This is a genomic window from Dyella japonica A8, from assembly GCF_000725385.1.
Lineage (GTDB): Bacteria > Pseudomonadota > Gammaproteobacteria > Xanthomonadales > Rhodanobacteraceae > Dyella > Dyella japonica_C.
Map to the genome: position 1 here is coordinate 4,355,102 of NZ_CP008884.1, position 15,427 is coordinate 4,370,528.

Consider the following 15,427-nt stretch of genomic DNA (forward strand, 5'->3'; position numbering starts at 1 on the left):
CCCACCCTCACGTCATTCCCGCGAGGAGCTTCACAACAGCGAAGCTGGTCAAGCGGGAATCCAGCGCCTTTGCTAAGGCGTGAAAGTCACTGGATCCCCGCTCTCGCCCCCTTTTCGGGGTTCGCGGGGATGACGGTGAGGAGATGGCCGTCTTACCGAGATCGTGAACAGGCTTCAGGCATCAAAACAGTTCCACCTCTCCCTTTATCGGATCGTTTGCCAAACGCTTGAGATACTGGCGCTCGCCATCCACCAGCACCGTATCGGTACGGCCGCGCAGCTGGCGCACGCGCGCCTTGCCGGTGGCCGGGAAAAACTGCACATGGCGCGGATGCACGTCGCCCAGGTCTTCGGCGGCCACGTCCAGCCGCTCGGCCGCCAGATAGCGCCGCACGAAGGCGATGTTGCGCTGGCCGATGTCGGTCATCGTGGCGAGCACGCGCCCGCCGCCGAACACCTTCACCACCAGGTTCGCGCGCTGCCCGCCCGCCTTGAGGATGGCGTTGATCAGCTGCTCCATCGCGTCGTTACCGTAGCGCGCCGCGCGCCCCACCGTGTCCGCCCAGCCGCCGCGCTCGCCGCCGATCGGCTCGGGCAGCATGAAGTGGTTCATGCCGCCGATGCCGCGTAGCCGGTCGAAGATGCAAGCGGACACGCAGGAGCCGAGCACGGTGGAAATCATCTCGGTCTGCGCGCTCACGTAGAACTCGCCCGGCAGGACCTTCACGGTCATGCACGAGTGCGCGGGATCCCAGAACCGGCGCAGATGTTCGAATCCCGGGATGACCCGCGCAGGGTCATACCCTGCCCCCACGGGAACATTGGCTACAGCAACGTTCATGCACTGCGTTTCCGGTAGACCGTCCTTCCGATCAGGTCAAAACTGTCGTTGAGTCCGTACATGGACTCCGAATGGCCAAGGAACAGATAGCCGCCCTCGGGCAGCAATCCTGCGTAGCGCTGGAACAGCCGCTGCTTGGTGGGTTTGTCGAAATAGATGACGACGTTGCGGCAGAAGATGGCGTCGAACGGCCCCTGCATCGGCCAGTCATGCAACAGGTTCAGCGGCAGGATGCTCACCAGTTCGCGCAGCCGCGGGTTGACGCAGACGTAGTCGGCGTAGTCGCCCTCGCCGCGCAGGAACCAGCGGCGGCGACGCTCCACGCTTACGCCTTCCAGACGCTCGAGTGCATACACGCCCTTGCGCGCGGTCTCCAGCGCCTGCGGCGAAAGATCGGTCGCCAGGATCTTGGCGTCCAGGCCGTTGGCGTTGTGCTTCTCCAGCGCCTCGGCCAGCACCATGGCGAGCGTGTAGGGCTCCTCGCCCGTGGCGCAGCCGGCGGACCAGATGCGCAAGCGGCCGCCGTTCTTCTTTTCGTTGATCCAGCGCGGCAGCAGTTCGTCCGCCAGCAGGTCGAAGTGATGCGACTCGCGGAAGAACGCGGTGACGTTGGTGCTGATCGCGCTGGCCAGTTCGCCCAGCTCCTGCTGCGGATCACGCCGCAGCAGGTCGCAGTAGGCCTGGAAATCCCGCAGCTTCAGCGCACGCAGGCGACGCACCAGGCGGCCCTGCACCAACTGGCGCTTGTGCTCGCCCAGCGAGATGCCGCATTGCTCGTAGACGAAGGCACGCAGGAACTCGAACTCGGCGTTGCCCAGCGTCGGGCCGCCCATGGCCGCCACGCCAACGTTGTTGTCCATCGTGGCAGCCATGCTCATGCTCAGAACTCCTTCCAGGAACCGGCGTCAGCCGATTCCGTGCGGGTGGCGGGACGCGGTGCCGGCACATTCGAGCTGCGCACGGCGGCGAACACCGCTTCGGCTTCGGCCATCACCGACTGCCCGCGCGCCTTCTCGGTCGCGACGTCGGAACCGCCTTCGCCCAACTGGAAGAAGCTGACCTGTCGGGCCAGTTCACCCGCCTGCTCCTGCATGGCGCGGGCAGCGGCGGCGGCCTCTTCCACCAGCGCGGCGTTCTGCTGGGTCATTTCGTCCATCTGCAGCACGGCATGGTTCACCTGGTCGATGCCGGCGGACTGTTCCTGTGAGGCGGCGGCGATCTCGGCCACGATGTCGGTGACCTTCTTCACGCTGTCGACGATGTCGGCCAGCGCCTTGCCCGACTGGTCCACCAGCGACGAACCGGCGCGCACCTTCTCCGCGCTGTCGTTGATGAGGCCCTTGATCTCCTTCGCCGCACCCGCGCTGCGCTGGGCGAGGTTGCGCACTTCCGTCGCCACCACCGCGAAGCCGCGGCCCTGCTCGCCGGCACGCGCGGCCTCGACGGCGGCGTTGAGCGCCAGCAGGTTGGTCTGGAAGGCGATCTCGTCGATGAGGCTGACGATGTCGGAGATCTTGCGGCTGGATTCGTTGATCTCGCGCATGGCCGCGCTGGCCTGCGAGGCCACCTCGCCACCATGTTCGGCCTGGCGGCGCGTGGCACTGGCGAGCTGGTTGGCGTGGCTGGCGTTCTCGGCGTTCTGCTTCACGGTGGAGGTCATCTCCTCCATCGACGAGGCGGTTTCTTCCAGGCTCGAGGCCTGTTCCTGCGTGCGCTGGCTCAGGTCGTCGTTGCCGCGGGCGATCTGCTGCGCGGCGGAGCTGACGGAGCCGGCGCCATGACGCACTTCGCCGACGATGCTGCCCAGGCGCTCATCCATCGTGCGCAGGGCATCGAGCAACTCGCCCAGTTCGTCCTTGCGGGTGGTGGCGATCTTGTGGCCCAGCTTGCCGCCGGCGATGGCGTGGGCGACCTTCACGGCAACACCCAGCGTGCTCAGGATGGAGCGCATGAGCAGCACGGCCATCACTGTGGCGATCATCAGGCCCAGCAGCAGCGCGATGATGCTGACCGTGCGCACGAGATGGAAACGCGCGACCTGTGCGTCATAGATCTGCTTGGCGTCGGCACGCTGTGCCTCGACCAGTTTGCTCAACGCGTCCTCGCGCTGGATCATGAGCGGGCGCACCTGCATTTCCAGCAGTTCGCTCGCGCCGGTGTCACCCTGGTTCAGCGCGTCGACCATCGAGGACAGCGCGTCGGCGTAGTCCGCGTCGGTGGACTTCCAGTCGTCGTACAGCTTCTTGACCGCCGGGCTCATCGGCGTGGCGGCAAGCTGCTTCTTCAGCGCCGCCATGCTGACGCGGAGCTTTTCGTATTCGGCCAGCTTGGCCTTGACCTGGTCGGGCTTGCCCACCAGCGTGGCCGACTCACCCAGCAGGATGAAGGACATCAGGTGACGCTCGGTGACCTGGGCGACCATCTGGGCCGGCAGGATCTCTTCGTCATAGATCTTGCCCATGCCGTCGTTCTGCTGCTGCATGGAGCCGATACCGATCACCGCACCGGCGATCAGCATCAGGCCCAGCAGGCCGAACACCGCGCGCAGGCGGTTACGGACGGAGAGTTCGGGGGCTTTCAGTGCGAACTTCTTCATGTTGATTCCACTTCCTGCTCTATCGTTCAGGCCACGGCTTTGACATCGGAGGCAGCCGGCAGCGCCGCCTCAAGCATCTGTGCATCCTGGGGCTGCAACAGCTTGTCCACGTCCAGCAGCAGCACCATGCGCTCGCCGGCGGAGGTCAACCCCTTGAGGTATTCGGTATCCACGGTGGTGCCCATGTCCGGCACCGGGCGGACGGCGTCCGCCGCCACGTCCAGCACGTCGGAGACGGCATCGACCACCACGCCGAAATTGCGGCCGGCCACGGTGATGATCACGGTGACGGTGGTGGCGCCGTAGGCTTCGCGCTCCAGGCCGAAACGCAGGCGCATGTCGATCACCGGCACGATCGCGCCGCGCAGATTGAGCACGCCCAGCACGTAGTGCGGCGCCTGCGGAATGCGCGTGACCGGCGTCCAGCCACGGATCTCGCGGACGGCCAGGATGTCGATGCCGTATTCCTCGTGGGCGAGGTTGACGGTGAGGTACTGCGACTGGAGCGCCTCGCTCCGGGGGTTATCGGACATGTTCGCCTCGTGGTCGGGGCCAGTTGAGAGGCCCCCTATCGATGTCTGGATCGGCGGTGGGCGGGGAAACTTGAGGGAAATGCACGTTTTCGGCAGGGCGCTGGGTCATCCCCTTGTAGGAGCGCACTTGTGCGCGACCGCAACCTCACGACTCGCCCGCCACGCCTGTTGGGACCAGCCGCGAAGGCCAGCCTCCGCGTTCCACTCCGGCGGGACGGTCGCGCACAAGTGCGCTCCTACCTAGGGTTTCGGCGGATCAGAACTCGCTCCAACCTCCGACAGCGACGGGGGCAGGCCCAGCCTCCGCGTTCCGGACTGCCGGGGTCGGCCTGGCCCGGGCGTGCGCGACGGGTGCCACCGCATTCCCCTCGATCTGGAAAAACCGCACCTGCGCCGCCAACTGGTCCGCCTGCTCCTGCATGGCGCGGGCCGCGGCGGCAGCCTCTTCCACCAGCGCCGCGTTCTGCTGGGTGGCCTCGTCCATCTGCATCACGGCGCGGTTCACCTGGTCGATGCCGGAGGACTGCTCCTGTGCGGCGGCGGCGATCTCGGCCACGATATCGGTCACGCGTTTGACGCTGTCGACGATGCCGGCCAGCGCCTGGCCCGATTCATCCACCAGCACCGAGCCGGCCTGCACTTTCTCCACGGTGTCGCCGATCAGCGCCTTGATCTCCTTCGCCGCGGTCGCACTGCGCTGGGCAAGGTGGCGCACTTCCCCGGCCACCACCGCGAAGCCGCGGCCCTGCTCACCGGCCCGCGCGGCCTCGACGGCGGCGTTGAGCGCCAGCAGGTTGGTCTGGAAGGCGATCTCGTCGATCAGCTGCACGATGTCGGTGATCTGGCGGCTCGCGCCTTCGATCTCGCGCATGGCGTGGCTGGTGCGCCCTGCCACGTCGCCTCCGCGCTCCGCCTGGGCGCGTGCGCTGCGGGCAAGCTGGTCGGCATGGCTGGCGTTGTCGGCGCTCTGGCGCACGATGGAGGTCATTTCCTCCATGGACGCAGCGGTTTCCTCCAGGCTCGACGCCTGCTCCTGCGTGCGATGGGACAGATCGTCATTGCCACGGGAGATCTGCTGCGCCGCCGTCGACACCCGCTGCGAGCCCTGCTGCACCCCGTGCACGATTTCCACCAGCTTCGCGCGCATGCGCTGCAGCGCATCGAGCATGCTGCCCGGTGCGAAGGTGTTGCCGTCGTCCCCCGCGCCGAGGTCGCCCTCAGCAATGCGTTCGGCCATGGCGAGCGCGAACCCCGGTTCGCCGCCGATGCTCTGGCGGATGCTGCGCATGGACTGCCACACCACGCCGATCACCAGCAGGCCCACCAGCAAGGCACGCAGCAGGCTGCCTTCCAGCATCTGGCGGAACTGGGCGTCGATGTCGGCGAAATACGCACCCGTGCCCATGTGCAGGTCCCACGGCTTGAACCACTCGCTATAGGAGATCTTGGGCACGATCTTCTTGTCCGGCGGCATCGGCCACACGTACTCGGTGATGCCCGAACCCTGCGCGCGGTCGATCTGCTGAATCATCTGCCAGATCGGCTTGCCATCCGGGTCCTTGTCGTCGATCACGTTCTTCCCTTCCTTCTCGGGCAGGAAGGCGTGCACGTGCATGACAAAGTTGGAGTCGAACACGAACACGTAGCCGGACCCGCCATTGCCCCAGCGCATCGCGCGGATCACGGCGAAGGTGCGGCGCTTGGCTTCCTCGTCGCTGAACTCACCCGCCTGGGCGCGATCGTGGAAGCTCTGCGCTACGGCCACGGCGGCAGCGACATGGTCGCGCAACGCGTGCACGCGCGCCTCCATCTGCAGGCGGCGGCTGTCGATGGCCGAGATGACGGTGAGTGTCACCAACCCGGCGATCACAAACGCAATGACCATCCACACCTTGGCCGCGAGGCTGAGGCGATCGATGAACTTCAAGGGAGACTTCATGGGGGACCTTCAGAATGAAAGGGCGGCTCTGCGATTGCCCGGATTCATTCCCTGCATTGCACTGACGCCGGCCGCAGGCCGGCGTACCGCGGCTTCCCGTCGCGGCTTGGTCATCTGATCGTGGCTTGGTTTTTGCCGTCATTCCCGCAAAAGCGGGAAGCGCTCCTCAACAGCCAGACGGTTGATCATCCAGTGACTTGGGACGACACGCGGAAAGTCACTGGATCCCTGCTTGACCAGCTTCGCTGTTGTGAAGCTCCTCGCAGGGATGACGAATGGGCAGTGTTATGGGAGCCGTGAAATCACGCCGCCTTGCGGCGCCCCTGCATACGGACCAGCCCGGCAATATCGACGATCAGCGCCACCGAGCCATCGGCAAGAATGGTGGCGCCGGAGACGCCCTGCACGCGCCGGTAATTGGCCTCAAGCGACTTCACCACGGCCTGCTGCTGGCCGATCAGGCCGTCGACGAACAGGCCTACGCGCGTGCCGTCGCCTTCGACGACCACCATCAGGCCCTGATCGATCGCCTGAATCGCGCCTTCGCAGCCAAACGCGTCGTGCAGCCGGATGACCGGGAGGTATTCGCCACGGAAGCGGAACAGCTCGCCACCGTTCGCCAGGCTGCGCACCGCTTCGGCGCGCAGCTGCACCGACTCGACGATGGACACCAGCGGCACGATGTAACGCTCCTCGCCCACCGCGGCGGTCAGGCCGTCGATGATCGCCAGCGTCAGCGGCAGGGTGATGGTGAACACGCTGCCCTTGCCCTGCGTGCTGCGGATGGTGACCGTACCGCCAAGATCCGACACGTTACGGCGCACCACGTCCATGCCCACGCCACGTCCGGACAGATCCGTGGTGACCGCGGCGGTGGAGAAGCCCGGCTGGAAGATGAGTTCCGCCACGGCCTCATCGCTCATGCCTTCGCCAGTGCTGATGATGCCGCGCTGGATCGCCTTGTTGACGATGGCATCGCGGTTGAGGCCGGCGCCGTCGTCGGAGACTTCCACCACGATGTTGCCGCCACGATGCGAAGCCTGCAGGGTGAGCGTGCCGGTATCGCCCTTGCCGGCAGCGCGGCGCTTGTCCGGCGTTTCCAGGCCGTGGTCGATGGCGTTGCGCACCAGGTGCACCATCGGGTCGCCGATCTTCTCCAGCACCGTCTTGTCCAGCTCGGTCTGTTCGCCGATCAGCTCCAGCTTCACCTGCTTGCCGAGTTTCTGGCTGATGTCGCGCACCATGCGCGGGAAACGGTTGAACACGGAAGCGATGGGCAGCATGCGGATGCCCATGACGCTTTCCTGCAGCTCGCGCGTGTGGCGCGCCAGCTGGGCCAGGCCCTGTTCGAGCAGGGCCAGCCGCGAGGCGTCGATGTCGCCTTCGCGGAAGGTGTCGAGCATGGACTGGGTAATCACCAGCTCGCCCACCAGGTTGATCAGTCCATCGATCTTGTCGATCGACACGCGGACGGAGCTGGACTCGGCACTCGCTTCGCGCTGGGCGCGCGCGGCGCCCGCATCGGCAACGGGCGCCGCCGGAGCAGGCACGGCCACGGGTGCGGGCGCGACGTCGGCCACCACATGCCTGGCTTCGATCTCAAGGTCGCACTCGTCTTCCACCCAGTCGAACACGCCGCTGATGTCAGCGCGCTTGACCGGGCCCTTCAGTTCGATGGTCCAGCCGAGATGACACTCGGTGGGGTCCAGCGCGGCAAACGTCGGCAGGCGGTCGAACGACGGCGTGACCTGCAGCTCGCCAAGCCCGGCGAGTTCGCGGATGAGGCGCAGCGGCTCGTTGCCGCCGGCAAGCATGCCGGCGTGCGGACGAAAGCGGACGGTCCACGCATCGGCCTGGTCCGCGTTGCGTCGCGCCTGCACGGCCGCGGCAGGAACGCCACGGCCCATGGCCGCGGCCAGCTCGGCACGCAGCCCTTCGGCCACGGCATCGTTGAGCGGCTCGCCGGCCTGCGCGCGGGCGAACATGCCGCGCAGGCAGTCCACCGTCCGCAGCAGCAATTCGATGATGGTGCCGTCGATGGCGCGCTTGCCGCCACGCACTTCGTCGAGCAGCGACTCGGCCTCATGGGTGAACGAGGACATCTCCGGGAAGCCGAAGGTGGCCGCACCACCCTTGATCGAATGGGCGGCGCGGAAAATGGTGTGCACCAGCTCCGCATCACCGCCTTCGTCCAGCGCGAGCAGCGACGACTCCATCGTGTCGAGCCCTTCCAGACTCTCCTCGATGAACACCTGTTGGAACTGCGCCAGACCGGCCTTGCTCATGATGATCTCTACTATGGGGAACGTCGTCGCTTTTGACCGTCATCCCTGCGAAGGCAGGGATCCAGCGTCTTTCGGCGCCACGAGGACAGTCACTGGATCCCTGCTTGACCAGCTTCGCTGTTGTGAAGCTCCTCGCAGGGATGACGAGCAAAAAGATGTCGCGCTTTTAGCCCAGCACGCGCTTGACCGTCGCCAGCAGCTGCTCCGGATCGAACGGCTTCACCAGCCAGCCAGTGGCGCCGGCGGCCTTGCCTTCCATCTTCTTGTCCGTGTGCGACTCGGTGGTCAGCATCAGGATCGGCACGCCCTTGTAGGCCGGCAGCGTGCGCAGCTCGCGCACCATGCTGATGCCGTCCATCACCGGCATGTTCACGTCCGCCAGCACCAGGTCGAAGCTGCCGCCCTTGGCCGCATCAAGCGCCAGCTGGCCGTTCTCCGCCTCGCTCACATCGTGGCCGGCATTGCGCAGGGTGAAGGCCACCATGCCGCGCATCGAAGCCGAATCGTCAACCGCAAGAATCTTTGCCATCTTCCACCTCAGTTTCAGGCCGGCATCGGTGCCGGCAATTCCAGAGCCTGTGCGAGGCCGAGCACGCCGGCCGCATCACGCATGACATCGCTCACTCCCAGCCACGCGGGCGACTGGCCACGCGCCGTCGCCTCGCGACGGAACGCCACCAGCAGCTGCAGCGCGGCGGTATCCACGCGCTCCACGGCGGCGCCGTCGAGCTGCGCGGCGGGCGCGTCGAACGCCTCGATCAGTTCGGCCTTGACGTCGGCCACGCTGCCGAGCCGGAAGTCGGCCGGCAACGCGATCACGCGTGCCCCGCCCTTGTCCTTACCCGCCGTCTTGCTGCCCATCGCGTTGGTCCCACGCCCGTCCAGAGAGCGTCTACGGGTGGTTTATCGGCCATGCCCCTGCCCGCTTTAGCGATTCTTTGCCCGGCCGGGTGGGTTCGCGGGGGCAAAAAAGGCCCTAAAGTTTTCCCGGGGCCGGCCGAAGGACAGGGCAAGGGCGGGCGCGCGCACATCGCCCGGCCCGCAAGGAGCATCGATTGATCATTCAACCCACCAGCCTCGCAGCCCTCGCCTGGGCCGGCGCCGCCTCCGGCAGTGCCGCCGAGAGCTGGCGCATCGGTACCGTGCTGTCGGCGCGCCCGCTGGGGATCAATCCCGACGGGATGATGGTGCTGCAGATCGGCGCCCTCGCCGTGGAGACGGAAGCCCCGCGCGGCCAGCTGCCCTCGCAGTTCCAAGTGCGTGTGCTGAGCACGGGCGCCCAGCCGCTGCTGGAAGTGATCGCACCACAGACGCCCGAGCCGGCCACCCAGCTGGCCATGCGCGAGCGCCTGCCACAACAGAACGGTTACGCGCCGCTGCTCGCCACGCTGGATGCGTTGGCCCAGCGTCCGGCCCTGCGGCAGTTGCCCTCCTATCTGCGGCCGGCCCTCGCCCTGCTGGAACACGGCGTACGCACGCCGGCGGAGATCACCCGCGGCGAAGGCCTGGAAGAAGCCATCAAGCGCAGCGGCCTGTTCCTCGAATCGCAATTGGCGCAACCGCACCTCGACATGGCGGGGTTGAGCCAGGAAGACTGGAAAGGCGCCCTGCTTCGCTTGGCCAGCCTGCTCGACGACTACCTGCCATCGCGTCGCGCCACCCCATCGGCCAGTACCGAAACGCCACCGCCGCTGCAGCAGCGTGGCCTGCAGGCGCAACCACGGGCCCTGTTGCCGCTGGCCCTGCTGGAAGACGACGTCGACGCCCTGCTCACCCGTCTGCATGGCGAAGTGCACGCGGCGCTGGCGCGGGTGGAAGTGGCACAGCTCGAAGCGACCACCGCCTCCGCCTGGATGATCGAGATCCCGCTGCAGGGCGAGGAAGGTCGCGACATCCTGCAGATCCAGCTGCAACAACACGCCGACGCCGATGCCGGTTCGTCGTGGACTTTCGGCTTCGCCATCGACCTGCCGGCCCTGGGGCCCATCCAGGGCGAACTGCAACTGCGCGAACTGCGCCTCGCGGTGCGTCTGTGGGCCGAACGCGCCAGCACGGCGCATCGCCTGGAACAGCAGTTCGGCGCGCTGCGCCAGGCGCTGTCGGCGAGCGGCCTGATACTCGACCAGCTGACTTGCCAACAAGGGCTGCCGCAATCGAGCAGCCCGCACAGCGCCATCCTGCTGAGGACCACCGCATGAGCCAGGCGCTTCCTCCCGCGCGTCGGCGCGTCACGCTGCGCCTGACCGGCGGCCCCAACGATGCCGCGGCCGCGCCGGTCAGCCTACCGCCCGAGTCGCTGGAAACCCTGCTGGCACGCGCCCGCGCACTGGGCATTCCGCTCCATCAGGATCCGCAGATGGCTGCGCTGTTGGCCTCGCTGCGCCTGCGCCAGGACGTGCCAGCCACTCTTTACGCCGCGGCAGCCGCCGTCATGGCCAGCATTTACGACGCCGCTGAAGCCGAGCACTGATATCGGCTCGCTAAGGCACGACGCCACGCGTCAGCCTTCCCACGATGCGCCACGCCGGCACGCCCCACGCAAAATCCATGGGTGACGTTGCGGCGCGCGGACATGGCTTTCACCCATGCCATTCGACGCCAGGCAAAAGGCCGAACGATACGTAGGCCATGCGGTTGTCGTGCCGTGATTTCAAGCATCAGTGAAAGCCGACATCGCTACCAGACGAAGCGAGCGGCAATGTAGGTTGATTGCTCTTGGCTCCCGCTGCTTGCCGCACGCAGACTGCAACTGCTGACGCGCGCATCGGCAACGTTGATTTGCGACGAATGAATCCCGGCTTGTCGGGGGCTTCGCCGTGAACGCTTGTCCATACACCAACAAGAAGACTCGATGGGTGCAGGCAGCGCACGACCCAGGCGCTGCGCCCACCAGTCAAGGAAAACGCCATGCCCCATCAAAAGAAACCTTCGAAGCACTGGTGGTCCCCACTGGCTCTGCTGCCTCTGCTGGTCAGCGGAGTACATGCCGAAGCCGCCGACAGCACCACCCCGCCGAGCCCATCGGCCACGACCGATAGCCAGGCGTCATCTCCCGAATGCGCCCACTTCTACGCTGACATCAATGCCGACCTGAAGGCCGAGATGAAGGCCGGCTGCAAACCTACGGACGCCCAGATTGGCCAGTTGATGAACAACCCCGTGGCCAACCTGGTCATGTTTCCCCTGCAGAACGACTACACGCGCGTCAAAGGCGGACCGATCGGCGACTACAAGGACGTGAACCGCACGCAGTTCATTCCCACCTTCCCCGTCAAGCTCGGCGACGACTGGAACCTGATCAACCGCATCTCGTTCCCTATCGTCAGCGAACCGGTCAACAAGCACATCGGCGGCCTGTTCGGCGATACGCCGCAGCAGATCGCGCAGGACCCTCGCACGCAGTCCATCGTCAACGACCCCTACAGCCGCACCACGGGCCTGGGTGACATCACCTATGTGGGCCTGGTCGCCCCCTCGGAAACCAAGAAGCTGAGCAATGGCGGCGTGCTGGTGTGGGGCGTGGGCGGAACCGTCATGCTGCCCACCGCGAGTGAGGCCGTGCTGGGCACCGGCAAATACTCGGCCGGCCCCACCGCCGTGCTTGCCTACCTCGGTCCGGAATGGATTTTGGCCGTCTTTCCGCAACAGTGGTGGTCGTTCGCCTCCAGCAAGAAAGACCGCCCCAACGTGAACATGACCAATGTCCAGTACATCATCCAGCGAAAACTGGATGACGCCGGCAAGTGGCACATCGGTATGTCGCCCAACATCGCCATCAACTGGAATGCGCAGGGTGGCGGCAACAAGGTCAACTTTCCGGTGGGCCTTGGCATCAACTACTCGACCAAGCTGATGGGCGTTCCCATCAAGTACGGTTTTGAGGTGCAGTACTCCGTCATCCAGCAGTCGTCGATGCCGGGGGCACGCTGGAACTATCGCTTCGTCATCGTGCCGGCCGTGCCCAAGTTCCTGCTCTGAACAGAACGCCTCGCCAAGCCGGTGCGCACGTCATCCACGATGACGCGCGCACCGGGCTCCACCCTGGCCTGGCTAGAGCGAAATCGTCGCCGACAGCATCGCAGGGTTGCCCTGCGTGCGGTTCTTCACATCGAACTCGTGCAGCCAGCGCAGCGAAAATTCGACCTGGCCGCCCTGCCACTTCTTCAGGTAGTTCACCATGGGACCCAGCGACACAGCGCGTCCCTTGAAGCCATTCAAACGATCGGCGAGCGGGCCGGTGTCCTTGTCGATCTGATAGATCCATCCACCCACGGCCCCAATGCCCCAACCCGTGGGAAAGCGCTGCACCAACAGCGAATCGAGATGGAACACCGAGCCATTCTGGTAGTCGGTGGCATTGTCCTTGGTATAGAAATCCACACCGGCCGTCGTGCTCCATTCCAGCGAGCCTTGGCTGAACAACTGCGTGTAGCCCACGGTGGGGGTGAACACCCAGGTATTGAGGCTGGCATTGGCCAGCCGCCCCTTGGTGTAGCTGCCCGTCGGGGCCTCGATGTACAGCGCCAGCGACAGGTGCTGCGTCTGGCTGAAATGGTGGCTGGCGATGATGGGCACGAACGTCATGTCGTACAGGCCGGTCGTGCTGTCGTGCACGCTGCGATGGAACTGCCCCAGGTCCAGGTCCGCGGTCGCCCCCACGTAGGCGAACGGCAGGTCGACCATCGAGGCGAAATTCCACGATGACGGCTTGGTGTTCCAGATATACATGCCCACCGCCGAGAAGAGCTGGAACTCCGCCCTGATGCCCAGCGACGAACCACCACCGGTCAGCGGGACTTCCTTCGAACCGCTGATGTCACCCTTGTAGTACGCATAGCCCAGCTGCCAGTTCCACCCGGACGCAGGCGGTACCAGCCCGGAGTACGAAGCGGCCTGCAGGCCGGTAATCGAACGTCCGACACCGCCTTCTGTCGCGTGCGCCGGAAGGCTGCCGAGAATGGCCAGGACAAGGAAACCCGAGAGAAGTCGCTTCATACAATGATCGCCATTGGCAATGACAGGAAACGCCAGATGCTTGCGTCAGGTAACCCCGACTACACAGTCAGCGTGGCCGTCTGTGCGATGGCGAACAAGCGAAAATCCACCTATGTGGATTACGTATAAATACGGAAACCTCGCGGCAGTTTCATGCCATGAAAAGGAACCGGCGACGCGCCGATACCCTTGGGGCCTGCTTACGATTTCCGCCTGCCCCGCGCAGTGCGCCGATGCACTACGGCGACCCACGATGTCGACGGCGTGATGCCGTCGTCCGGGGCTTAGGCCACAGCGGCACCGCTCTCGGGAATGCGCGCAATGGCTTGTTGCGCGGCCTGCTCCAGCGACCTCACCACTTCATTGACGTCCGCGTTGGCGGGTAGCGCGGTCTCGACCGTCGCCAACGGTTCGGGGAACAGCACGCCGACGATGCACGCGCCCGGAATGCGGGCACGCACCATAGCCACTGCATCGTCGAAAGCGCCCTGCTCGGCGGCGGGGTTGGCACTCACCACATAGACCATCGACACCGCATTGGGCGTCGCATCCGGATGCGGCTCCGCGTCGAAGGCAGTGAAATCATCGATGGAAAGATGGCGTGCATCGATGTGCAGGTCACGCAGGATGCGCGTGAGCAGCTCGGCGGACAGATCGTTGGCAACCGAGCCCAGCCCCAGGCACAACACCACCGAGCCGGCCGGAACGGCAAGCGGCCCCTGCCAGCGACCGTAAGCCTCCTCGCGATGCAGGCGCAGGCTGCGGCCGATGCTCGCGTCCTCCAGCACGGAGGCACGCCGGCGCCAGCGCGTCCACTTGCTCTCGTGGCTGTCCAGCGCTTCCACCACGGTCACGATGGTGCGTTTCACCGAGGTCTGCTGCACCGTACTGATCGCACCGGCCCCAAGATCAACGCGCGCCAGTTGCAACGCCGGCAGCAACACCGCATCGCAATAGGCGGCAAAGCTCTTGCGCTTCAGGAAGTCGCGCGCCTCGCTGAGGATCTCGTTCGCATCGCCCGACAACGCGCGCTGGTACACGCGCTGCGGCATGGTCAGCGCGGGCGCGTCGCCAAGCAGCACGTTGAGCAGGTCCAGCGCCTTCACGTGCCGGCCGGCCACCACCAGGCAAAGGGTCAGCGGCGTGGACATGAGCAGGCCCACCGGCCCCCACAGCCAGCTCCAGAAGATCGCCGCCACCACCACCGCCAGCGGCGACAGGCCGGTGGTGTGCCCGTAGAGAAAGGGCTCGATCAGCTGCGACACCACGATCTCCACGAACAGGTAGAGCACGATCGTCATCGCCAGCAACGACCAGCCCGGCGCCACCGCCGCCGCGAACAGGCTCACCAGGGCCGCCACCAGCCACACGCCGATGTAAGGCACGAAACGCAGGGCTGCCGTGAGGGCGCCCCATAGCGGCGCGCTGGGCACACCGATCACGGTGAGGCCCAGCCAGATCGCCACGCCGACACTGAAGTTCACCGAGAAGGTGGAGATGAAGAAGCGCGACAGGCGTTCGCCCGCGTCGTTGATCGCCGCCGTGGTGGCGCGCAGGTCGGTGCCACCCGCCAGCCGGATGAAGCGATCGCGCAGGGACTCGTGCTCCAGCAACACGAAGATCAGCACCACCAGCACGATGCCCGCGGTTTCCAGCGGCACCCACGCGGTGGACAACACGCGCGTCAGCAACGCCAGTGGCGGAGAGGATGTCTTGCCCGGTGCCTGCGCTGGCTTGGCTTCGGCCGGCGCGTTGGTGAGGTAGGGCGGCGCCACGAAGGCCGGTGCGGCCGTGCCGGCGGGTGCCGGCGCGGCGCCCTGCCCACCGCCGTCGATCACCTTGCCCAGTTCGCCCTGGAGGAAATCCAGCCGCCCCAGCGTCTCCTCGCGCAGCGATTTCACCTTGGTGCGGATGGTCACTTCGTACTGCGGCAGGCTGCGCGCCACGTGCACCACCTGGGTGCCGATCATGGTGGCCAGGCCGGAGACCACGACCACCAGCGCCAGTACGGCGATCAGCACTGACGCGCCGTGGCCCAAACCGACGCGACGGGACAGGCGCACCCACGGCGCCACCAACAGGCTGAGAAACACCGCCAGGACGATCGGCACCAGCACCTCCCGCCCGAAGTACAGCAGTGCCAGCACGCAGGCCGCGGCGACGATGACGACCGCGCGCTGGCTGGCCGAGGCGGCAGGCGATGCGGGGGCTTGCGACGACATGGGCGGCTCCTATCCA

General features: G+C 66.1%; 13 protein-coding genes. 3 read left to right on the forward strand and 10 right to left on the reverse strand.

All coding sequences use genetic code 11. The features are described 5' to 3' along the window. Positions 1-181: 181 nt before the first annotated feature. The 8 genes from cheD to HY57_RS18555 all read right to left on the reverse strand — a co-directional run bounded on the left by cheD (position 182) and on the right by HY57_RS18555 (position 9,055). Positions 182-841, reverse strand: a complete 660-nt coding sequence (gene cheD / locus HY57_RS18520) for a chemoreceptor glutamine deamidase CheD (RefSeq protein ID WP_081500708.1) — start codon at positions 839-841, stop codon at positions 182-184. Further along, the gene (locus HY57_RS18525) at positions 838-1,719 is read right to left on the reverse strand and encodes a CheR family methyltransferase (RefSeq protein WP_019466595.1); all 882 of its coding nucleotides are present in this window, start codon (positions 1,717-1,719) and stop codon (positions 838-840) included. Before HY57_RS18525 ends, cheD begins: the two co-directional genes overlap by 4 nt. Positions 1,720-1,721: 2 nt before the next feature. Then, positions 1,722-3,437 (reverse strand): methyl-accepting chemotaxis protein, encoded by a 1,716-nt coding sequence (locus HY57_RS18530; protein ID WP_019466594.1) that lies wholly within the window; start codon positions 3,435-3,437, stop codon positions 1,722-1,724. Between the two features lie 26 nt (positions 3,438-3,463). Further along, on the reverse strand, positions 3,464-3,970 hold the full coding sequence (locus HY57_RS18535; protein ID WP_019466593.1) for a chemotaxis protein CheW: 507 nt from the start codon (positions 3,968-3,970) through the stop codon (positions 3,464-3,466). A gap of 256 nt (positions 3,971-4,226) precedes the next feature. Further along, positions 4,227-5,909, reverse strand: coding sequence for a methyl-accepting chemotaxis protein (locus HY57_RS18540; protein ID WP_026034152.1), 1,683 nt, complete (start codon positions 5,907-5,909; stop codon positions 4,227-4,229). Positions 5,910-6,211: 302 nt separating this feature from the next. Beyond that, positions 6,212-8,194 carry a chemotaxis protein CheA gene (locus tag HY57_RS18545; RefSeq protein WP_019466591.1) on the reverse strand — a complete coding sequence of 661 codons (1,983 nt, stop codon included), beginning with the start codon at positions 8,192-8,194 and terminating at the stop codon, positions 6,212-6,214. A 166-nt stretch (positions 8,195-8,360) separates the two neighbouring features. Beyond that, entirely contained in the window at positions 8,361-8,723 is a 363-nt protein-coding gene (locus HY57_RS18550; protein ID WP_019466590.1) for a response regulator, read from the reverse strand. Positions 8,724-8,737: 14 nt separating this feature from the next. Continuing rightward, a complete protein-coding gene (locus tag HY57_RS18555) occupies positions 8,738-9,055 on the reverse strand; it encodes an STAS domain-containing protein (RefSeq protein WP_019466589.1) in 318 nt (105 codons plus the stop codon). A 194-nt stretch (positions 9,056-9,249) separates the two neighbouring features. Between HY57_RS18555 and HY57_RS18560 the strand changes: the two genes are divergently transcribed. The 3 genes from HY57_RS18560 (at position 9,250) to HY57_RS18570 (ending at position 12,172) form a co-directional block, all read left to right on the forward strand. Continuing rightward, a complete protein-coding gene (locus tag HY57_RS18560) occupies positions 9,250-10,392 on the forward strand; it encodes a flagellar hook-length control protein FliK (protein WP_019466588.1) in 1,143 nt (380 codons plus the stop codon). Next, a complete protein-coding gene (locus HY57_RS18565) occupies positions 10,389-10,664 on the forward strand; it encodes a hypothetical protein (RefSeq protein ID WP_019466587.1) in 276 nt (91 codons plus the stop codon). The genes HY57_RS18560 and HY57_RS18565 overlap by 4 nt, the downstream gene beginning before the upstream one ends. A 437-nt stretch (positions 10,665-11,101) precedes the next feature. Continuing rightward, positions 11,102-12,172, forward strand: coding sequence for a hypothetical protein (locus tag HY57_RS18570; RefSeq protein WP_019466586.1), 1,071 nt, complete (start codon positions 11,102-11,104; stop codon positions 12,170-12,172). A 72-nt stretch (positions 12,173-12,244) separates the two neighbouring features. On the opposite strand, the gene HY57_RS18575 is transcribed toward HY57_RS18570, so the two are convergent. Next, positions 12,245-13,189, reverse strand: a complete 945-nt coding sequence (locus HY57_RS18575; RefSeq protein WP_019466585.1) for a SphA family protein — start codon at positions 13,187-13,189, stop codon at positions 12,245-12,247. 284 nt (positions 13,190-13,473) lie between these two features. Beyond that, a complete protein-coding gene (locus tag HY57_RS18580; RefSeq protein WP_019466583.1) occupies positions 13,474-15,411 on the reverse strand; it encodes an AI-2E family transporter in 1,938 nt (645 codons plus the stop codon). Positions 15,412-15,427: the final 16 nt, after the last annotated feature.